General features: G+C 49.5%; 14 protein-coding genes and 1 pseudogene. 7 read left to right on the top strand and 8 right to left on the bottom strand.

Annotated features, from left to right (window positions below; genetic code table 11):
- Positions 1-106 precede the first annotated feature (106 nt).
- On the top strand, positions 107-1,384 hold the full coding sequence (locus HBM92_RS05505; RefSeq protein WP_001164538.1) for an MFS transporter: 1,278 nt from the start codon (positions 107-109) through the stop codon (positions 1,382-1,384).
- Between the two features lie 26 nt (positions 1,385-1,410).
- Positions 1,411-2,889, top strand: a complete 1,479-nt coding sequence (locus HBM92_RS05500) for an FGGY-family carbohydrate kinase (protein WP_000039746.1) — start codon at positions 1,411-1,413, stop codon at positions 2,887-2,889.
- A 473-nt stretch (positions 2,890-3,362) separates the two neighbouring features.
- Here the strand turns inward: HBM92_RS05500 and queE are convergent, their stop codons facing one another.
- Positions 3,363-4,034 carry a 7-carboxy-7-deazaguanine synthase QueE gene (queE, locus tag HBM92_RS05495; protein ID WP_001199974.1) on the bottom strand — a complete coding sequence of 224 codons (672 nt, stop codon included), beginning with the start codon at positions 4,032-4,034 and terminating at the stop codon, positions 3,363-3,365.
- 172 nt (positions 4,035-4,206) lie between these two features.
- On the opposite strand from queE, the gene HBM92_RS05490 reads away from it, so the two are divergent.
- From HBM92_RS05490 to HBM92_RS05475, 4 genes and pseudogenes are all read left to right on the top strand, one after another.
- On the top strand, positions 4,207-4,809 hold the full coding sequence (locus HBM92_RS05490) for a LemA family protein (RefSeq protein ID WP_000488376.1): 603 nt from the start codon (positions 4,207-4,209) through the stop codon (positions 4,807-4,809).
- Positions 4,810-4,822: 13 nt separating this feature from the next.
- Positions 4,823-5,494: pseudogene (locus HBM92_RS05485) on the top strand (TPM domain-containing protein); the annotation flags it as partial.
- Between the two features lie 236 nt (positions 5,495-5,730).
- A complete protein-coding gene (locus tag HBM92_RS05480) occupies positions 5,731-6,885 on the top strand; it encodes a TPM domain-containing protein (RefSeq protein ID WP_001217981.1) in 1,155 nt (384 codons plus the stop codon).
- 5 nt (positions 6,886-6,890) lie between these two features.
- A complete protein-coding gene (locus tag HBM92_RS05475; RefSeq protein ID WP_001443092.1) occupies positions 6,891-7,763 on the top strand; it encodes a TPM domain-containing protein in 873 nt (290 codons plus the stop codon).
- Between the two features lie 59 nt (positions 7,764-7,822).
- Here HBM92_RS05475 and eno read toward each other — a convergent pair whose 3' ends face one another.
- From eno to rlmD, 5 genes are all read right to left on the bottom strand, one after another.
- Complete coding sequence (gene eno, locus HBM92_RS05470; RefSeq protein ID WP_000036723.1) at positions 7,823-9,121, bottom strand: phosphopyruvate hydratase; 1,299 nt, start codon at positions 9,119-9,121, stop codon at positions 7,823-7,825.
- Between the two features lie 87 nt (positions 9,122-9,208).
- On the bottom strand, positions 9,209-10,846 hold the full coding sequence (pyrG, locus tag HBM92_RS05465; RefSeq protein ID WP_000210878.1) for a glutamine hydrolyzing CTP synthase: 1,638 nt from the start codon (positions 10,844-10,846) through the stop codon (positions 9,209-9,211).
- A 227-nt stretch (positions 10,847-11,073) separates the two neighbouring features.
- Positions 11,074-11,865, bottom strand: a complete 792-nt coding sequence (gene mazG, locus HBM92_RS05460) for a nucleoside triphosphate pyrophosphohydrolase (RefSeq protein ID WP_001071640.1) — start codon at positions 11,863-11,865, stop codon at positions 11,074-11,076.
- 95 nt (positions 11,866-11,960) lie between these two features.
- Positions 11,961-14,195, bottom strand: coding sequence for a GTP diphosphokinase (relA, locus tag HBM92_RS05455; RefSeq protein WP_000226815.1), 2,235 nt, complete (start codon positions 14,193-14,195; stop codon positions 11,961-11,963).
- Positions 14,196-14,242: 47 nt separating this feature from the next.
- Positions 14,243-15,544 (bottom strand): 23S rRNA (uracil(1939)-C(5))-methyltransferase RlmD, encoded by a 1,302-nt coding sequence (gene rlmD / locus HBM92_RS05450; protein WP_000046817.1) that lies wholly within the window; start codon positions 15,542-15,544, stop codon positions 14,243-14,245.
- A 56-nt stretch (positions 15,545-15,600) separates the two neighbouring features.
- On the opposite strand from rlmD, the gene barA reads away from it, so the two are divergent.
- The gene (gene barA / locus HBM92_RS05445) at positions 15,601-18,357 is read left to right on the top strand and encodes a two-component sensor histidine kinase BarA (RefSeq protein ID WP_000186450.1); all 2,757 of its coding nucleotides are present in this window, start codon (positions 15,601-15,603) and stop codon (positions 18,355-18,357) included.
- 230 nt (positions 18,358-18,587) lie between these two features.
- Here the strand turns inward: barA and gudD are convergent, their stop codons facing one another.
- Entirely contained in the window at positions 18,588-19,928 is a 1,341-nt protein-coding gene (gene gudD / locus HBM92_RS05440; protein WP_000098258.1) for a glucarate dehydratase, read from the bottom strand.
- Between the two features lie 20 nt (positions 19,929-19,948).
- Positions 19,949-21,289 carry an enolase C-terminal domain-like protein gene (locus HBM92_RS05435; protein ID WP_000211810.1) on the bottom strand — a complete coding sequence of 447 codons (1,341 nt, stop codon included), beginning with the start codon at positions 21,287-21,289 and terminating at the stop codon, positions 19,949-19,951.

Here is a 21,289-nt window from a genome sequence, read left to right as displayed (position 1 = left end):
CCATGTTATTTCTTATTGCAATTACTAGAGACCTGAGAAAAGTAATCCACCTGAAAGGGCGGCTTACTTTTCTCTTTTTTTTGTCTATTACAAATGGGAATACGATATGCAACACAACTCATATCGCCGTTGGATAACCCTCGCGATAATTAGTTTTAGCGGCGGCGTTAGTTTCGACCTGGCTTATTTACGTTATATTTATCAAATTCCCATGGCAAAATTTATGGGATTCAGCAATACCGAGATAGGTTTAATAATGAGTACCTTTGGTATTGCGGCTATTATTCTTTATGCCCCCAGCGGCGTTATTGCCGATAAATTTTCACACCGCAAAATGATTACTTCCGCGATGATCATTACCGGATTACTGGGCCTGATAATGGCAACATATCCACCACTGTGGGTAATGCTCTGTATTCAGGTCGCCTTTGCGATAACGACGATTTTAATGCTGTGGTCGGTGTCGATTAAAGCCGCATCGTTGCTGGGCGATCATAGCGAGCAAGGGAAAATTATGGGCTGGATGGAAGGGCTGCGCGGCGTCGGTGTAATGTCGCTGGCGGTGTTTACCATGTGGGTCTTTTCTCGCTTTGCACCGGATGACAGCGCCAGCCTGAAAACGGTCATTATTATCTATAGTGTGGTTTACATTCTGCTGGGCATTTTGTGTTGGTTTTTTGTTAGCGATAACAACAATCTGCGCAGTGCCAATAACGAAGAAAAACAGTCATTCCAGCTTAGCGACATCCTGGCCGTTTTGCGCATCAGCACCACCTGGTATTGCAGCATGGTGATTTTTGGTGTCTTCACCATCTACGCCATTCTGAGTTACTCCACCAACTATCTGACCGAAATGTACGGCATGTCACTGGTGGCGGCGAGCTACATGGGGATTGTGATCAACAAAATCTTCCGCGCGTTATGCGGCCCACTTGGCGGCATTATCACCACCTACAGCAAAGTGAAATCCCCTACCCGCGTGGTCCAAATCCTTTCCATCATCGGTTTGCTGGCATTGACAGCCCTGCTCGTCACGAACTCTAACCCGCAATCGGTCGCGATGGGGATTGGCCTGATTTTATTACTGGGATTCACCTGTTACGCCTCACGCGGGCTGTATTGGGCCTGCCCTGGCGAAGCGAGAACACCGTCTTACATTATGGGCACCACGGTAGGTATTTGTTCGGTGATTGGATTCCTGCCGGATGTCTTCGTTTACCCGATTATCGGCTACTGGCAAGACACCCTGCCCGCTGCAGAAGCCTACCGCAACATGTGGCTAATGGGCATGGCGGCGCTTGGCATGGTGATCATCTTTACCTTTTTGCTGTTCCAAAAAATTCGTACTGCTGATAGCGCCCCCGCAATGGCTAGCAGCAAGTAAGCCAGGAAAATTACAGGAGAAAAATCATGTCGAAAAAATACATCATAGGGATTGATGGCGGAAGTCAGAGCACAAAAGTGGTGATGTACGATCTGGAAGGTAATGTGGTTTGCGAAGGCAAAGGCTTATTGCAGCCGATGCACACGCCAGATGCCGATACCGCAGAACATCCTGACGACGATTTATGGGCATCACTATGTTTTGCCAGTCACGATTTGATGAGCCAGTTTGCCGGAAATAAAGAAGATATTGTCGGCATTGGCCTGGGCTCAATCCGTTGCTGCCGTGCGTTATTGAAAGCCGATGGTACGCCAGCCGCGCCGTTGATTAGCTGGCAGGATGCACGCGTTACACGCCCTTACGAACACACTAATCCTGACGTGGCCTATGTCACCTCTTTTTCGGGTTATCTGACACATCGCTTAACCGGCGAATTTAAAGATAATATCGCCAACTATTTTGGTCAGTGGCCGGTGAATTATAAGACCTGGGCATGGAGCGAAGATGCCGCGGTAATGGAAAAGTTTAATATCCCCCGCCAGATGCTTTTTGACGTGCAAATGCCGGGCACCATTCTTGGGCATATCACACCACAAGCTGCGCTGGCGACACATTTCCCGGCTGGGCTGCCGGTTGTTTGTACCACCAGTGATAAACCGGTAGAAGCTCTGGGAGCCGGGTTACTGGATGATGAAACGGCGGTAATTTCTCTTGGCACCTATATCGCGTTGATGATGAACGGCAAAGCACTGCCGAAAGATCCGGTCGCGTACTGGCCGATTATGTCTTCTATTCCGCAAACATTGCTGTATGAAGGTTACGGTATTCGCAAAGGCATGTGGACGGTGAGCTGGCTGCGCGACATGTTAGGCGAGTCGTTAATTCAGGATGCCAAAGCACAGGATCTTTCACCGGAAGATTTGCTCAACAAAAAAGCGTCTTGCGTGCCACCTGGTTGTAATGGGCTGATGACGGTGCTGGACTGGCTGACCAATCCGTGGGAACCGTACAAACGCGGAATTATGATCGGCTTTGATTCCAGTATGGATTACGCATGGATATATCGTTCGATACTGGAAAGCGTGGCGCTGACGCTGAAGAATAATTACGACAATATGTGTCATGAAATGAATCACTTTGCAAAGCATGTGATCATTACTGGCGGCGGTTCGAACAGCGATCTGTTTATGCAGATTTTTGCCGACGTGTTCAACCTTCCGGCACGCCGAAACGCCATTAACGGTTGTGCAAGTCTGGGGGCTGCGATCAATACGGCGGTAGGTCTGGGGCTATACCCGGATTACACAACGGCTGTCGATAAAATGGTTCGCGTGAAAGATATCTTCATACCGATTGAGAGCAATGCCAAACGCTACGACGCGATGAATAAAGGCATTTTCAAAGACCTAACCAAACATACTGATGTGATCCTGAAAAAATCGTATGAAGTGATGCATGGGGAATTGGGGAATGCGGATTCGATCCAGAGCTGGTCGAATGCGTAAGTGAGGAAGGCCGGGCGGGAAACTGTCCGGCCTGAACATACCTGAATGGTTATCCCCGCTGACGCGGGGAACTCATATCCGGTTTTTGCTGGTGGGCCGCGCCGTTCGGTTTATCCCCGCTGGTGCGGGGAACTCTCTAAACATAACCTATTATTAATTAATTATTTTTTAAGACAGTCACAATCTACCAACTTTACAGTATCACACAAACAACACATCCATTATGTTAAAGAGCACTTAATCCATTGATTAAAAAGATAAATATTTACAATGACTCTATTCAAACTAAAATCTACCAAACTTTACCGCAATAATTTTCACTCCAGCGAAAAATTAACGCCACAGAATTTGTAGAGAATGATAATGATTAGTCCAGAATGGGCAAAATGGAGGTTTTTCAGAGACGACAAAGAATATAAATGAGTAGAAGTCTTTACAGATTCCACCCATTTATAACGCTTATAAATGTTTAATCAGGCAATATTCAAATATTTATGTGTCTGCATCGACAAACGCCAGTTGCGCGCAATGCAGGTATCGATACATAAACGCGTAGCATCTTCCTTCTGGCTAATTGGCTGAAGTGCAATGACTCGCGGTTTATCATCGGTCAGCGTCGCCAGCAATTCATCCAGTGCTTCAATATCACGTACGCGTCCTACTGGGTGTTTGATTTCGTTGGCTCGCTCCAGGGCTTGTGACAACACTTCATAGCCACCGCGCATATTTAGCTTTGGTGATACGGTAACCCAGGTATTCGGTGTGCAGCGTACTTCATGAGTACCACTGGTTTCGATCTGGCAGCTAAAACCGTTCTTTTCGAGCAGGTCAGTCAGTGGCAGCAAATCATGAATGCAAGGCTCACCACCCGTAATCACCACATGACGCGCGGTGTATCCCTGACGGCCAATGACAGCCAGCAAATCTTCACTGCTCGCCGCCCCCCACTTATCACTCTCTTTGGTCTTCGCCAGAATGCTGAAAAGGGAGACTTCCCGATCCTCAAGCTTTTCCCAGGTGTGTTTGGTGTCGCACCAGGCACAGCCAACCGGACATCCCTGTAAACGAATAAAAATGGCGGGGACGCCGGTAAAGTAACCCTCACCTTGCAGGGTCTGGAACATCTCGTTAATCGGGTACTGCATAGCATTCTCTGTGAAGTGGATAATTGTTAATTATTGCAGATCCTGCCACAACAATCATGTCTTATTAACATTCTGTTACAGGCAGGTTTGATGCAAAAATTGGCTCAGATCATTAAGAATAAAATGAAGCGGCGTATTATGTTTTCAAGGATTAAATGAAAGGGATTTAAACATGTTTAGAATATTCATCGCGTTTATATTTATTTTCAATTTATCAGGTTGCGGTTATAACGATATTCAAACCTATGATGAACAGGTTAATGCCTCCTGGTCAGAAGTATTAAATCAATATCAACGTCGCACCGATCTTATTCCTAATCTTGTCGCTAGTATTAAAGGTTACTCCAGCCATGAACAAGAGGTACTAGAAGCCGTAACATTGGCACGTAGTCAGGCTAATCGCGCCAGTAGCGATCTTCAGAAAACTCCGGGAGATGAACAAAAATTACAAGCCTGGCAACAGGCGCAGGCGCAGGTGACTCGCACTCTCGGGCAGTTAACGATTATTAGTGAGCGTTACCCTCAGTTAAAGGCTCAAGAGCTCTATCAAAACTTAATGGTACAGCTCGAAGGAAGTGAAAATAGAATTGCCGTTGCGCGAGGAAGATATATTAAAGCCATTGAACAATATAATGTCACTATCCGCAAATTCCCCGCTGTATTAACCGCAAAGGTCATGGATTACACACCAAAGAAAAATTATTTGCCGGATGATGTCACCGCAGTAAGTAAAGCCCCAACAATAGATTTTAGCCAGAATGCTAATGCTCATTAAGCGGGGACGTTCTATGCGAAATTTTATCTTCCTTATAGCTTTCTTCTGTTCATCTGTGTTTGCTACACAAATTCCAGTACCTGAATCACCCAGGTATGTGAATGACTTAACCGGCACATTAACAAACAGCGAAGTAAACACCCTGACCAACCAGATTAAAGCCCTGACGCAAAAAAACCACGCACAGTTGGTCGTGTTAGTGGTTGATACAACAGGCGATGAAACCATCGAGCAGTACGCAACGCGGGTATTCGATAGCTGGAAACCGGGTGATAAAGACCGTGATGATGGCGTTCTACTGTTAGTCGCCTGGCAGGATCATACCGTGCGTATTGAAATCGGTTACGGGCTGGAAGGTATTATTACGGATGCACAGTCCGGGAAAATTATTCGCAACAGTATTATTCCGGCATTTAAAAAAGGCGACCTGGCTGGTGGTTTACAAAAGGGGATCAACGATATTGAAAGTCGCCTGACGGGGAATAATTCAGCAACGATAACACCGACCGATCACCCTTTGCCCTTTAGCGGTTGGTGGGCTTTATTAGTCTGGGCGATAATACTGACGTTTATTTCTGCCAGAGGATATATCAAAACGTTGGGAGTAATTTGCTTCGCAGCCATTGTACTGGCCTTTGTTTTACCTATAGCAGGTTTCAGCGGAAGCTGGGGAGTACTCACAACATTACTCTGCTTCGCCACACCGTTTCTGGCAGTTGCCATCGCTTTTACCCCCTTCGGCAAAAAGGTTCGGGATTCGATGCGTGATGCCAACCAGCCATCACGCCATACAAGAAGCAATTCTTCCTCCCACTATTCATCATCGTCATCCTCTTCATTCGACAATGACAATTTTAGCGGTGGTGGCGGTTCATCTGGTGGCGGTGGCGCTTCCGGGCGCTGGTAACAAAAGGAATTGATATGCGTATTTTTCTCTTACTTCTGATGCTATGCGGTTTTCAGGTATTCGCTGAACGATTGCCTTCAGTGACTGACTTAACCGGGACATTAACGACAGAAGAACAAAGTGCTTTAAATCAACAATTACAGACTCTCGAGCAGCAAAACCACTTCCAGGTGGCCGTGTTGGTTACGCCGACAACAGGGGGCAAAAACATTAAACTTGCAGCCTCGCAGAGATACGGGGTATATCACTGGAAACCCGTTGGAGAGAAGCGATATGGCGAAGGTATCTTAATTCTCGTCGTTTGGCCGGAAGGGCTGGCGTCAATGAAGATTGGACATGGACTGGAACAGATGTTGCCGCCGGAACAAGCTGCGCAAATTGTTCGTTACCATATGCAGCCAGAATTCGAAAAAAACAATCTCTTTGCTGGATTAACGGGCGGAATTGAAAGCATCGCACAGTTTACCCATATCAAAGCGAACCTTAGCCCTTTGGATGCTTTAGCCAATCATCTGTTTGCTAATCCGCAACTTTCGCTGCCATGCCTTGCCTGGACAGTGCTGATGATCGTTGCCATCATTGTCCTCTGGCGATTTACCAGCCGTCCAGGACCTGGCATATGGATGATATCAATGATTACACCTACGGTCTGGTTTTTCTGCTTTCAGGACGATGTCATCATTCGGCGGGTGTCGGTCGTTTGTTTTAGTTTATTTTTCGCAGCAATCTGCTGGCAGCGTCTCGCAGTAGTTTTTAATATGTGCCGCGTATTTCCTATGATGCTGGCCCCAAAAAATAAAAACGCTAAAGTGAAAAAACAAAAGAAGACTCCGCAATTTCGTGAATCAGGACGAAATTCATTGTTTGTCGTGATGCTGATAATTATTGTGGGATGGTGCCTGGTGTTCGCCAGTAATAAAGATATTGCATTCATCTCAACAATTATTGGGTTAATTGATCATTTTATCGGCCCAATAACCATTGCTGGCATCGTTCTGCTGATCATTGTGGCCAAATTTACTGGCAATCTTAAGCTGGGGTCAGGAGAAAAAAGCAACAGGAAAACGGGGAATCGTAATGCTCATGCTCATTCTCGCTCTTCGTCGAGAAATTCTTTCCGCGGTGGTGGCGGTTCTTCAGGAGGCGGCGGTTCATCCGGCCGTTGGTGATCGTAATGCGCTTAATCTTTATTCTATTCACTTTGTGGTGCCTTCCTGGGCTTGCCCAGCAAATTGCTGTGCCGGAACTGCGCCAACAGGTGACCGATATTACTGGTACGTTAAGCACTTCTGAACAACAATCACTGACACAGCAACTGCAGGATATTACACATAAAACACGGGCGCAGGTCGCTGTATTAGTAGTGCCGTCCATCGGAGACGATTCCATTGAACAATATGCTACAAGGGTTTTTGACAATTGGCGTTTAGGAGATGCCAAACGTAATGATGGGATACTGATCATTGTTGCCTGGTCGGATCGTACTGTCCGCATCCAGGTAGGTTATGGGCTGGAAGAAAAGGTAACCGATGCTCTGGCTGGCAATATCATCCGTAGCATCATGATACCCGCCTTTAAAAAACAAAAATTAGCTAAGGGATTAGAGTTAGCTATAATCGCTTTGAATAACCAACTCACTTCACAACACCAATATTCGTCTAATCCTTCAGAAAGTGAATCAGCGTCTTCCAGTGATCATTACTACTTTGCTATTTTTTGGGTATTTGCAGTGATGTTCTTCCCTTTCTGGTTTTTTCATCAAGGCAATAATTTTTGTCGGGCATTTAAAAGCAGTGTTTGTATTTCAACAGTCTATCTTATAGATTTATTCCTGTTCTCCGATCAAACTTTTTCCATTGCTGTATTTTCCTTCTTTTTTGCTTTCACCATCATTATGGTCTTTACCTGGTTATGTGTCCCACAGAAAAAAGCATCAGGTAGAAGTTATCATTCAGACAGCGGCGGTTCTGGTGGCGGCTCAAGTGGCGGCGGATTTAGCGGAGGTGGCGGTTCTTCTGGCGGTGGCGGCGCGTCTGGCCGCTGGTAACTCAGCCATAAAAAATGCCAGCCCGAAGGCTGGCATTTTTAAATCAGATAAAGTCAGACTTATGCCTGGCCTTTGATCTCTTTACGACCGTTGTACGGTGCTTTTTCGCCCAGAGCTTCTTCGATACGAATCAGCTGGTTGTATTTAGCAACACGGTCAGAACGGCTCATGGAACCCGTTTTGATCTGGCCTGCAGCAGTACCAACAGCCAGGTCAGCGATGGTAGCATCTTCAGTTTCACCAGAACGGTGAGAGATAACTGCAGTGTAGCCAGCGTCTTTCGCCATCTTAATAGCAGCCAGGGTTTCGGTCAGAGAACCGATCTGGTTGAATTTGATCAGGATGGAGTTAGCGATGCCTTTTTCGATACCTTCTTTCAGGATCTTGGTGTTGGTTACGAACAGGTCGTCACCAACCAGCTGGATTTTGTCGCCCAGAACTTTGGTCTGGTATGCGAAACCGTCCCAGTCAGATTCGTCCAGACCGTCTTCGATGGAAACGATCGGGTACTGTTTGGTCAGTTCTTCCAGGAAGTGAGTGAATTCTTCAGAGGTGAATGCTTTGTTGCCTTCGCCAGCCAGAACGTATTTACCGTCTTTGTAGAATTCAGAAGCTGCGCAGTCCATCGCCAGAGTGATGTCTTTGCCCAGTTCATAGCCAGCAGCTTTAACAGCTTCAGCGATAACAGCCAGAGCTTCAGCGTTGGAACCCAGGTTCGGCGCATAGCCACCTTCGTCACCAACAGCAGTGTTCATGCCTTTCGCTTTCAGAACTTTTGCCAGGTGATGGAAAACTTCAGAACCCATGCGGATGGCTTCTTTCACAGTTTTCGCGCCAACCGGCTGAATCATGAATTCCTGGATATCAACGTTGTTGTCAGCGTGCTCACCACCGTTGATGATGTTCATCATCGGAACCGGCATAGAGTATTTGCCCGGAGTGCCGTTCAGTTCAGCGATGTGCTCGTACAGCGGCATACCTTTAGCAGCTGCAGCAGCTTTGGCGTTAGCCAGAGATACAGCCAGGATTGCGTTCGCGCCGAATTTGGATTTGTTTTCGGTGCCGTCCAGGTCGATCATGATCTTGTCAATGCCAGCCTGATCTTTAGCATCTTTGCCAATCAGCGCCTGAGCGATCGGGCCGTTTACCGCAGCAACAGCTTTGGTTACGCCTTTACCCAGGAAACGGGATTTGTCGCCATCGCGCAGTTCCAGAGCTTCACGGGAACCAGTAGAAGCACCTGACGGAGCAGCTGCCATACCGACGAAACCACCCTCCAGATGTACTTCGGCTTCAACAGTCGGGTTACCACGGGAGTCGATGATTTCACGACCGATGATTTTTACGATTTTGGACATTAGGTTTTCCTCAAGTCACTAGTTAAACTGAAACTCCAGACAAACAACGCGTACCCAGGGTACGCGTTGCCGTTCTAACTTTTTTACTTACTTCGCCTGACGTTTCTGGAACTCGCTGGCGGCTTTCACAAAGCCTGCAAACAGCGGGTGACCATCACGTGGAGTAGAAGTAAACTCCGGATGGAACTGGCAAGCCACGAACCACGGATGATTCGGAACTTCGATGATCTCGACCAACTGATCATCCCCGGAACGGCCCGCAACGCGCAGACCTGCATCTTCAATCTGTTTCAACAGCATGTTGTTGACTTCGTAACGGTGACGATGACGCTCAACAATTGTCGGCGCATTGTACAGCTGGCGAACCAGGCTATCGTCAACCAACTGGCACTGCTGTGCGCCGAGACGCATGGTACCGCCGAGATCGCTCTTCTCGCTACGAACTTCAACGTTGCCGTTTTCATCGCGCCACTCGGTAATCAGCGCCACAACCGGGTACTTACAGTCTGGCACAAATTCCGTAGAGTTGGCGTTCTCCATGTTGGCAACATGGCGAGCGTAATCAATTAACGCCACCTGCATACCCAGGCAAATGCCCAGATAAGGAATATTGTTCTCACGCGCAAAACGCGCGGTCGTAATCATGCCTTCTACGCCACGATAGCCGAAACCGCCAGGTACGAGGATTGCGTCCAGACCTTTAAGGATTTCAACGCCGCGCGTTTCAACATCTTGTGAATCGATCAGTTTGATGTTGACGCTGACACGATTCTTCAGCCCACCGTGTTTCAGTGCTTCGATCACGGATTTGTATGCATCCGGCAGCTCAATGTATTTGCCGACCATACCAATGGTGACTTCACTTACCGGATTCGCTTCTTCGAAGATAACCTGTTCCCATTCGGACAGATTCGCTTCCGGGCAGTTTAAGCTGAATCGTTTACAAATATAATCGTCCAGCCCCTGAGATTTCAACAGGCCCGGAATTTTATAGATGGAATCGACGTCTTTCAGAGAAATAACCGCTTTTTCTGGAACATTACAGAACAATGCAATCTTCGCACGTTCGTTCGCCGGAACGGCGCGATCTGAACGACAAATCAGGATATCAGGCTGGATACCGATTGAAAGCAGCTCTTTTACAGAGTGCTGAGTCGGTTTGGTTTTGACTTCACCAGACGCTGCCATGTACGGCACCAGCGTCAGGTGCATAAACAGGGTGTGCTCACGGCCAATTTCAACAGCCATCTGGCGAATCGCTTCGAGGAACGGCAGGGATTCGATATCACCTACAGTACCGCCGATTTCGACCAGTACTACGTCATGACCTTCGCCGCCTTCCAGCACGCGCTCTTTGATAGCGTTAGTGATGTGCGGAATAACCTGTACGGTTGCGCCGAGATAGTCACCGCGGCGTTCTTTACGCAGAACGTCAGAGTAGATACGACCCGTGGTGAAGTTGTTGCGGCGGCTCATTTTGGTACGAATGAAACGCTCGTAGTGCCCCAGGTCCAGGTCGGTTTCAGCGCCGTCTTCAGTAACGAACACTTCCCCGTGTTGGATTGGGCTCATAGTACCTGGATCGACGTTGATGTACGGATCCAGTTTCATGATGGTCACATTGAGGCCACGGGCTTCAAGAATGGCTGCGAGGGAGGCTGCGGCAATGCCTTTACCCAGAGAGGATACGACCCCGCCGGTCACAAAAATATAGTTCGTTGTCATGCTGAACCTGAGAAGTTAGGTTGAAAAGACGATGGAATAACCAGGACGGGAAAGCAGTATACCCGAACATGACCTGTGCCACAAACTTTCATTATCCCTCCTCTTCGCCAGCGCACTATTGAAATCAGGAGTGAGAAAATAGCCCCTTTGGGGTAAATGTTTTTGACGCAAATCAAGCGCTTGTCATTTAAAAAATGACACAAATCGCGCTTGACCGCGTAATTCCCTTAGAGATCAATTTCCTGCCGTTTTACCTGTTGCCAGACTTCTTCCATTGTTTCGAGGTCAACACCTGTCATTTCCAGTCCACGCGCGGCAACAATACGCTCCACTTCGCGAAAACGACGCTCGAATTTTTCGTTCGCTTTTTGCAATGCGATTTCCGCTTTTGTCCCTAAATGACGAGCCAGATTGACCGTGGCAAACAGCAGGTCACCCATTTCCTCCTCCAGTTTAGCCTGGTCGACAACAGCCTGCCGCGCCTCGTACATCACCTCGTCGATCTCTTCGTAGACTTTATCGACTACCGGATCAAGCGTCGTCCAGTCGAAACCAACGTTGGCGCAACGTTTCTGGATTTTTTGCGCACGCATTAAAGCCGGTAAACTACGAGGAATATCGTCCAGCGCCGAATGCTGCGCTTTCTGCGCGCGCTCTTCGGTTTTGATTTGCTCCCAACGGGCAAGCACTTCACTACTATTTTCGGCAGAACTGTCAGCAAAAACATGCGGATGGCGACGCTCTAATTTATCGCTAATAGCAGCGCAAATATCATTAAAGTCAAAGCGCCCTTCTTCCTGAGCCATTTGTGCGTAAAACACCACCTGGAACAGCAGATCGCCCAGTTCACCGCGCAGATCGTCAAAATCTTCACGGGCGATGGCGTCCAGCACCTCGTAGGTTTCTTCAAGGGTGTAAGGCGCAATGGTGGCAAATGTCTGCTCTTTATCCCACGGGCAGCCGTTTTCCGGGTCGCGCAGGCGCTGCATGATGGTGAGCAAACGGTCGATTTGATTCATTGAATTGTCCTGAAAATTGCGGGTCCGTCAGATGTAATACCTTCGAGTAAAAGATATCGCTGGATACGGCTGACGCCATATCCAGCTATGTAAGATTAACTCCCGTGCAACCGACGCGCGTCGATAACATCCGGTACCTGGTTGAGTTTACCCAGCACGCGGCCCAGCACTTGCAGGTTGTAAATCTCAATGGTCATGTCGATGGTCGCCAGTTGCTGTTTGGTGTCGCTACGGCTGGCAACGCCAAGCACGTTCACCTTCTCGTTGGCGAGAATGGTCGTGATATCACGTAACAACCCACTACGATCATTAGCCACCACGCGGACCACCAGCGAATATCCGGCGGAGTAGCTCTCACCCCATACCGCGTCAACAATGCGTTCTGGCGCATGGGAGCGCAGTTCCGCCAGTTGTTCGCAATCGGCGCGGTGTACTGAAATACCGCGTCCCTGAGTAATGAAACCAACTATTTCATCACCAGGAATAGGCTGACAGCAGCGCGCGATGTGGTGCATCAGGTTACCGACACCTTCAACCACCACACGACCGTTATCTTTACTGCGGTTTTGCGGCGTGTAGCTTTTTTGCTGAAGTTGCTTCAGCGCGGCGGCGTCCTGCTCTTCGGCACTCGGCTTATTAAATTGCGATTGCAGGAAGTTCACCATCTGATTGAGACGGATATCCCCGCCACCAATCGCCGCCAGCAACTCGTCGACATCATTGAAGTTGTAACGCGGCAGCAGATGTTTTTCTGCTTCTTTCAGGCTGATCCCCAGATGTTCCAGCTCGTCGTCAAGGATTTGCCGCCCAGCCAGAATGTTTTTGTCACGGTCCTGTTTACGGAACCAGGCGTGAATTTTCGAACGCCCACGGCTGGTTGTGACGTAACCGAGGTTTGGGTTTAACCAGTCACGGCTGGGGTTCGGCTGTTTCTGGGTGATAATTTCAATCTGGTCGCCCATCTGCAGCTGGTAGGTGAACGGCACAATGCGCCCGCCAATTTTTGCCCCGATGCAGCGGTGTCCGACATCACTGTGGATGTGGTAAGCGAAGTCCAGCGGCGTTGATCCCGCAGGCAAATCAACGACATCACCTTTCGGCGTAAAGACGTACACTCGGTCGTCAAAGACCTGACTACGTACTTCGTCGAGCATTTCGCCGGAATCAGCCATCTCTTCCTGCCACGCAATCAGTTTACGCAGCCAGGCAATCCGGTCTTCATGTCCCGAACGTGCGCCGCCAGCAGCCGCGCCCTCTTTATATTTCCAGTGCGCAGCAACACCCAACTCTGCATCTTCATGCATCTGTTTGGTGCGGATTTGGATCTCAACGGTTTTGCCACCCGGCCCCAGAACCACGGTATGAATGGACTGATAACCGTTTGGTTTCGGGTTAGCGACGTAATCGTCAAACTCATCCGGCAGGTGGCGATAGTGAGTGTGCACTATCCCCAGTGCGGCATAACAATCCTGTAAACGCTCGGCGACAATACGTACCGCACGCACATCAAACAGCTCATCGAAGGCGAGGTTCTTTTTCTGCATTTTGCGCCAGATGCTGTAGATGTGTTTCGGTCGACCATACACTTCAGCTTTAACACCTTCAGCTTTCATCTCAGCGCGCAGATGGCCGACAAACTCTTCGATATAGTGTTCGCGGTCGAGACGGCGTTCATGCAGCAGTTTTGCGATGCGTTTGTATTCGGTCGGGTGCAGATAACGGAAGCAGTAATCTTCCAGCTCCCATTTCAGTTGCCCAATCCCAAGACGGTTCGCCAACGGCGCGTAGATATTGGTGCACTCTTTTGCCGCCAGTACGCGTTCATCTTCCGGCGCATCTTTTACTTCGCGCAGGTGAGCAATACGCTCCGCCAGTTTGATGACCACGCAGCGAAAATCATCGACCATCGCCAATAACATCCGGCGAACGTTATCGACCTGTTCGGAGGAAACAGAATCAGTGTGCGTCGCTTTCAGCTGGCGGATCGCCGCCATATCACGCACGCCGTGAATAAGGTTAACGACCGACTTACCGACGCTCTCACGCAGCACATCTTCGCTGACTACGTTGGCATCAGCCAGAGGGAACAGCAGCGCCGCCCGCAGCGTGTCAATGTCCATACTTAATGTCGAGAGGATCTCCACCATCTCAACACCACGCCACAATAACAGACTGGCATCCGGATGCCCCTGCGTCTGTTGCAGACAATACGCCCAGGTTTCGGCTAAGCACTCACACGACTTCTGGCTGGTAATACCCAGACTTGCGATCCATTTTTCCGGATCAAATTCACCAGCCTTATTGATATGTGCACTTCTTACCGCAACCATCGTCCTCTCCTTTAGGGACCAGACCTGCCGAAATCGGCAAATCGTAACTATTTAACGCGCGAGAAAAGTACCATCGATTCCAGATGTCCCGTGTGTGGGAACATATCCAGCATCGCCAGTCGCGCAATGGTATATCCTGCTTTTAATAACGCTTCGCTATCCCGAGCCAGCGTTGCAGGGTTACAGGATACATAAACTATACGAATAGGTTCCAGTTTTATAATTTGCTGCATAACACCTGCGGCACCTGCTCGCGCCGGGTCCAACAACACTTTATCGAAGCCGTTTTTCGCCCACGGCTGCTTTGTGACATCTTCTTCAAGATTTTCGTGATAAAACGTCACATTCTGTAAGCCATTAAGACGCGCATTCTGCTGGCCTTTTTCCACCAGCGCCGGAACACCTTCTACACCCACCACACTGGCAGCTTGTGTCGCCAATGGCAGTGTAAAGTTGCCCATACCGCAGAACAGATCCAGTACGCGATCTTCAGGTTCCACATCCAGCCATTCCAACGCACGCGCTACCATTTTCTGGTTCACACCCGCATTGACCTGAATAAAATCGCGCGGGCTAAAAGTTAAGCGCAACCCATTTGAGTCATACCAGGGCATCTCACCAGAGACGGTTTCGAGTATCTCACTATCGGGGGCGAGATACAGATCCAGGCCTTCAGAATGCGAAAAGCATTCCAGTTTTTCGCGATCTGCCGAACTTAGCGGTGCGGTATGGCGCAAAATCATTAGCGTGCCGCTGGTTGCCTGTACCAGTTCAACATGACCAAGATGGCGCATAGCTTGTAAGCTGCCCAGGCATGCCCTGACTTTGGGCAGCAATGCTTCAAGTTGGGGCACTAAAATGGGGCATTGTTTCACGTCGACAATGTCACTGGAGCCCGCTTTGCGAAACCCCATCTGAAGTTGCTGTGTTTTCGGTAAGTAGTTCAGACTTAAACGCGCGCGACGGCGATAGCCCCAGGGAACATCGGCGATCACTTCAGAGACTTCGTGTTTCATTAATCGGGCGAGTGCCGCACTTTTGCTTCGCTGCTGTAAATCCACACTGGCGTGTTGTTGCTGACAGCCGCCGCATACGCCAAAATGAGGACAGCGTGGCGTTTCGCGTTCCGGGCTATCGCTTAACCGGCGTACGACTTTAGCGCGGGCATACTGTTTTTTATCTTCAGTAACAGTAACTTCCGCGTTTTCCTGCGGCAATAATCCGGGGATAAATAATGTTTTGCCGTTATGTCGCGCCACACCCTGACCAAAAGAGTCGAGGTCGTTGACTGAAACGGTTATGATCTGACGCGTCGTCGTGCGTCGTTTTGCAGAGTAGAATTGCGCCATTGGCGAGACTTTCTCAATTTAACAGTGTGACCTTAATTGTCCCATAACGGAACTCCATGACCAACTACAGCCTGCGCGCACGCATGATGATTCTGATCCTGGCACCGACCGTCCTTATTGGTTTATTGCTGAGTATCTTTTTCGTCGTGCATCGCTATAACGACTTGCAGCGTCAACTGGAAGATGCCGGTGCCAGCATTATTGAGCCGCTTGCAGTTTCTACTGAATATGGCATGAGTCTGCAAAATCGCGAATCTATCGGTCAGTTAATAAGCGTACTGCATCGTCGCCATTCTGATATTGTTCGCGCGATTTCGGTTTATGATGAAAATAACCGACTCTTTGTCACCTCCAATTTTCATCTTGATCCCTCATCAATGCAGCTCGGCAGCAACGTGCCGTTTCCTCGCCAGCTCACTGTCACTCGTGACGGCGATATAATGATCCTCCGCACGCCGATTATTTCTGAAAGTTACTCCCCCGACGAATCGCCCAGTAGCGATGCCAAAAATAGTCAAAATATGCTGGGATATATTGCGCTGGAGCTGGATCTTAAATCGGTTCGCTTGCAGCAATATAAAGAGATCTTTATTTCCAGCGTGATGATGCTGTTTTGTATCGGTATTGCGCTTATTTTTGGCTGGCGCTTAATGCGCGATGTAACCGGTCCGATTCGCAACATGGTGAATACCGTCGACCGCATCCGTCGCGGGCAACTCGACAGCCGGGTGGAAGGATTTATGCTCGGCGAGCTGGATATGCTGAAAAACGGTATCAACTCGATGGCAATGTCGCTGGCGGCTTATCACGAAGAGATGCAACACAATATCGACCAGGCGACGTCCGATCTGCGTGAGACGCTGGAGCAAATGGAGATTCAGAACGTTGAGTTGGATCTGGCGAAAAAGCGCGCCCAGGAAGCGGCGCGTATTAAATCCGAGTTTCTGGCAAATATGTCACACGAGCTGCGTACACCACTGAATGGTGTTATTGGCTTTACCCGCCTGACGCTGAAAACAGAATTAACACCAACGCAGCGCGATCACCTGAATACGATTGAACGTTCGGCAAATAATTTGCTGGCAATTATTAATGATGTTCTCGACTTCTCGAAACTGGAAGCCGGTAAGCTGATTCTGGAAAGTATTCCATTCCCACTACGCAGCACGCTGGATGAAGTCGTTACCCTGCTGGCACATTCTTCTCACGATAAAGGGCTGGAACTGACGCTCAATATTAAAAGCGACGTGCCTGATAACGTGATCGGCGACCCACTACGATTACAGCAAATCATCACTAACCTGGTAGGGAATGCAATTAAATTCACCGAGAATGGCAACATTGATATTCTGGTAGAAAAACGTGCGCTGAGTAATACCAAAGTGCAAATTGAAGTGCAGATTCGGGATACCGGCATTGGTATTCCTGAACGCGATCAATCGCGCTTATTCCAGGCCTTCAGACAGGCTGATGCCAGTATTTCCCGCCGTCATGGTGGCACCGGGCTGGGGCTGGTGATTACACAAAAACTGGTTAATGAAATGGGCGGCGATATTTCGTTCCATAGCCAGCCGAATCGCGGTTCAACTTTCTGGTTCCACATTAATCTCGATCTGAACCCGAACATTATTATCGAAGGGCCATCCACCCAGTGCCTCGCTGGTAAGCGCCTGGCCTATGTCGAACCAAACTCCGCAGCAGCACAATGCACGCTGGATATTTTAAGTGAAACGCCGCTGGAAGTGGTTTATAGCCCAACGTTCTCCGCGCTGCCTCCCGCGCATTACGACATGATGTTATTAGGCATAGCGGTGACCTTCCGCGAGCCGCTAACAATGCAACATGAGCGATTAGCGAAAGCAGTATCGATGACCGATTTCCTGATGCTGGCACTTCCTTGCCATGCACAAGTCAATGCTGAAAAACTTAAGCAAGATGGTATCGGCGCGTGTCTGCTGAAACCATTAACACCTACGCGCCTGTTGCCTGCCCTGACAGAATTTTGTCATCACAAACAAAACACGCTTTTGCCTGTAACCGATGAAAGTAAGCTGGCAATGACAGTCATGGCGGTTGATGACAACCCCGCTAACCTGAAACTTATCGGCGCATTGCTGGAAGATATGGTGCAACATGTGGAACTTTGCGATAGCGGGCATCAGGCGGTTGAACGGGCGAAACAGATGCCGTTCGATTTAATCTTAATGGATATTCAAATGCCGGACATGGACGGCATTCGGGCATGTGAGCTCATCCACCAGCTCCCGCATCAGCAGCAAACGCCGGTTATCGCGGTAACGGCGCATGCGATGGCCGGGCAAAAAGAGAAACTGCTTGGCGCGGGGATGAGTGATTATCTGGCCAAACCGATCGAAGAAGAGCGATTGCATAATTTGCTGTTGCGCTACAAGCCTGGCAGCGGTATTTCCTCTCGCGTCGTGACGCCCGAAGTCAACGAAATTGTGGTCAACCCGAATGCGACCCTCGACTGGCAACTGGCACTACGCCAGGCAGCAGGAAAAACCGATTTAGCGCGCGATATGCTGCAAATGTTACTCGATTTCCTGCCTGAAGTTCGCAACAAAGTTGAGGAACAGCTGGTTGGAGAAAACCCGGAAGGCCTGGTTGATTTGATTCATAAACTGCATGGCAGTTGCGGCTATAGCGGTGTACCGCGTATGAAGAATCTCTGCCAACTGATCGAACAACAGCTACGTAGCGGTACTAAAGAAGAAGATTTAGAGCCGGAGCTGCTGGAACTGTTGGACGAGATGGATAATGTAGCGCGCGAAGCCAGCAAAATTCTCGGGTAATGGACGTCTTGTCGAGTAGCAACCGGATTTTTATGACGCTGGTTTCAGATTGGTGACAAGTGCCTGTGTTTATGCCGGATGCGGCGTTAACGCCTTATCCGGCCTGCAAAACCAATTAAATTCAATGAATTAAAAAATGATGTAGCCCTGATACGTAGCGCAACAGGCAATTTTGCGTTTGGCATCAGTCTCAAACCGGCTCCAGATAGAGCCGGTTTTGGTTTTCTGTCTTAACGCACCATGCACGGACGCTTGTTATCGAACGTCCAGCCGGGGATCAGGTACTGCATTCCCATCGCATCGTCACGCGCGCCAAGCCCGTGTTTCTGATACAGCTCGTGCGCTTTCATCACTTGATCCATATCGATTTCTACACCCAGCCCCGGTTTTTCTGGCACCTGAACCAGACCGCCTTTGATCTCTAACGGTTCTTTGGTCAGGCGCTGATTACCTTCCTGCCAGATCCAGTGCGTATCAATCGCGGTGATTTTACCCGGTGCGGCAGCGGCAACATGGGTAAACATCGCCAGGGAAATATCGAAGTGGTTGTTGGAGTGTGAACCCCAGGTCAGGCCAAATTCATGACACATTTGCGCCACACGTACCGAACCTTGCATCGTCCAGAAATGCGGATCCGCAAGCGGGATATCAACGGATTGCAACGAGAGCGTATGGCCCATCTGCCGCCAGTCGGTGGCGATCATATTGGTTGCGGTCGGCAGGCCAGTTGCGCGACGGAACTCTGCCATCACTTCACGCCCGGAGAAACCTTGCTCCGCACCACACGGATCTTCTGCATAAGCCAGCGAACCTTTCAGGTATGTACCGATTTTAATCGCTTCGTTCAGCGACCAGGCACCGTTAGGATCGAGCGTAATACGCGCCTGCGGGAAACGTTGCGCCAGTGCCACAATAGATTCGGCTTCTTCTTCCCCGGCCAGTACACCGCCTTTCAGTTTGAAATCGTTGAAGCCATATTTTTCATACGCCGCTTCCGCCAGGCGCACCACCGCATCCGGCGTCATCGCTTCTTCATGACGCAGGCGATACCAGTCGCATGAGTCATCCGGCTGGCTTTGATACGGCAGCGGTGTAGCTTTGCGATTACCGACGAAGAACAGATAACCGAGCATTTCGACTTCGCTACGCTGTTGACCATCGCCCAGCAGCGATGCCACGTTTACCCCCAGATGCTGCCCCAGCAGATCCAGCATTGCCGCTTCTATCCCGGTAACTACATGAATAGTGGTACGCAAATCAAATGTCTGCAAACCGCGCCCACCGGCATCACGATCGGCAAAAGTATTACGCACCAGCGTCAGAACGTTTTTGTATTCACCCAGCGTTTTACCCACCACCAGCGGAATCGCATCTTCCAGCGTTTTACGGATTTTCTCGCCGCCGGGAATTTCCCCTACGCCAGTGTGACCGGAATTATCTTTGATAATCACAATATTACGCGTGAAGAACGGTGCATGTGCACCACTCAGATTCATCAGCATACTGTCATGACCCGCCACCGGGATGACCTGCATTTCAGTAACAACAGGCGTCGTAAATTGAGAACTCATATTTATGTCCTTTTTCAGAATCAATGACGGCCGAAAACGGGACGTTTACGGTCAAAGGTCCAGCCGGGGATCAGGTACTGCATCGGGCCTGCGTCGTTACGCGCACCGCCAGGCAGACGTTTATAGGCCTCATGTGCCTTTTGTACCTGTTCCCAGTCCAGTTCCACGCCCAGACCGGGCGCATCAGGAACGGCAATTTTTCCGTTTTTAATCTCCAGCGGATTTTTGGTCAGACGACAATCGCCCTCCTGCCAAATCCAGTGGGTATCGATAGCGGTAGGATTACCCGGTGCCGCCGCGCCCACATGGGTAAACATCGCCAGAGAGATATCAAAGTGGTTATTAGAATGGCAGCCCCAGGTCAGCCCCCAGTCGTCGCAAAGTTGCGCCACGCGGACTGCACCGGAAAGCGTCCAGAAGTGCGGATCGGCAAGTGGAATATCTACCGCATTGAGCATCACCGCATGACCCATTTCGCGCCAGTTGGTGGCGATCATGTTGGTCGCGACGGGCAAGCCGGTCGCCCGTCGAAACTCCGCCATCACTTCACGACCGGAGAAACCCTGCTCAGCGCCGCACGGGTCTTCCGCATAGGTAAGAACATCATTTAGCCCTTTGCACAGAGAAATGGCTTCATCAAGCAGCCAGGCACCATTGGGATCAACGGTAATCCGCGCATCAGGGAAGCGTTTCTTCAATGTACGGACAGTGTCGATTTCTTGCTCGCCAGGTAACACGCCACCCTTAAGTTTGAAATCTTTAAAGCCATAGCGATCCTGTGAGGCTTCCGCCAGACGCACAACGGCTTCGCTGTTCATCGCTTTCTGATGCCGCAACTGATACCACTCATGGTTGCCCGGCGTATTTTCCAGATAAGGAAGATCGGTTTTGGTCCGATCACCGATATAAAACAGATAACCGAGAACGGTAATAGCATCACGTTGCTTGCCTGGCCCTAACAGTTCGCAGACCGGAACATTCAGCGCCTGACCTAACAGGTCAAGCAAGGCGGCTTCCAGCGCCGCCACGGCATTAACGCGCAATTCAAAAGTCCAGGCACCTTTGCCGAAGGTATCAAAATCGGCTGCCTGATTACCTTTATGCACCTGCTGAACCACTTTATTCAGGCGCGCAACTTCCTGGCCCAGCACCATCGGAATAGCCTTGACCAGTGTTTGATAAATCACCTCTCCGCCCGGCGCTTCACCAATGCCGGTATACCCGGCATTATCGGTGAGTACCACAATATTGCGGGTGAAATATGCGTTATGTGCACCACCAATATTAAGCAACATGCTGTCATGTCCGGCGACCGGAATGACTTTCATATCAGTAATAACAGGACTGGATTGTGTCGTCAT

The sequence above is a fragment of the Escherichia sp. E.sYA108 genome (genome assembly GCF_011754335.1).
GTDB lineage: Bacteria > Pseudomonadota > Gammaproteobacteria > Enterobacterales > Enterobacteriaceae > Escherichia > Escherichia coli.
The sequence above is the reverse complement of the archived record's forward strand: the minus strand, read 5'-3'. Positions and strand labels throughout refer to the sequence as shown.

Bases quoted from the DNA above. Each gene is read 5' to 3' on its own strand.
- HBM92_RS05500 (WP_000039746.1), top strand. From the start codon at position 1,411: ATGTCGAAAAAATACATCATAGGGATTGATGGCGGAAGTCAGAGCACA.
- rlmD (WP_000046817.1), bottom strand. From the start codon at position 15,544: ATGGCGCAATTCTACTCTGCAAAACGACGCACGACGACGCGTCAGATC.
- relA (WP_000226815.1), bottom strand. From the start codon at position 14,195: ATGGTTGCGGTAAGAAGTGCACATATCAATAAGGCTGGTGAATTTGAT.
- queE (WP_001199974.1), bottom strand. From the start codon at position 4,034: ATGCAGTACCCGATTAACGAGATGTTCCAGACCCTGCAAGGTGAGGGT.
- HBM92_RS05435 (WP_000211810.1), bottom strand. From the start codon at position 21,289: ATGACGACACAATCCAGTCCTGTTATTACTGATATGAAAGTCATTCCG.
- HBM92_RS05475 (WP_001443092.1), top strand. From the start codon at position 6,891: ATGCGCTTAATCTTTATTCTATTCACTTTGTGGTGCCTTCCTGGGCTT.
- HBM92_RS05505 (WP_001164538.1), top strand. From the start codon at position 107: ATGCAACACAACTCATATCGCCGTTGGATAACCCTCGCGATAATTAGT.
- HBM92_RS05480 (WP_001217981.1), top strand. From the start codon at position 5,731: ATGCGTATTTTTCTCTTACTTCTGATGCTATGCGGTTTTCAGGTATTC.
- mazG (WP_001071640.1), bottom strand. From the start codon at position 11,865: ATGAATCAAATCGACCGTTTGCTCACCATCATGCAGCGCCTGCGCGAC.
- HBM92_RS05490 (WP_000488376.1), top strand. From the start codon at position 4,207: ATGTTTAGAATATTCATCGCGTTTATATTTATTTTCAATTTATCAGGT.
- pyrG (WP_000210878.1), bottom strand. From the start codon at position 10,846: ATGACAACGAACTATATTTTTGTGACCGGCGGGGTCGTATCCTCTCTG.
- eno (WP_000036723.1), bottom strand. From the start codon at position 9,121: ATGTCCAAAATCGTAAAAATCATCGGTCGTGAAATCATCGACTCCCGT.
- gudD (WP_000098258.1), bottom strand. From the start codon at position 19,928: ATGAGTTCTCAATTTACGACGCCTGTTGTTACTGAAATGCAGGTCATC.
- barA (WP_000186450.1), top strand. From the start codon at position 15,601: ATGACCAACTACAGCCTGCGCGCACGCATGATGATTCTGATCCTGGCA.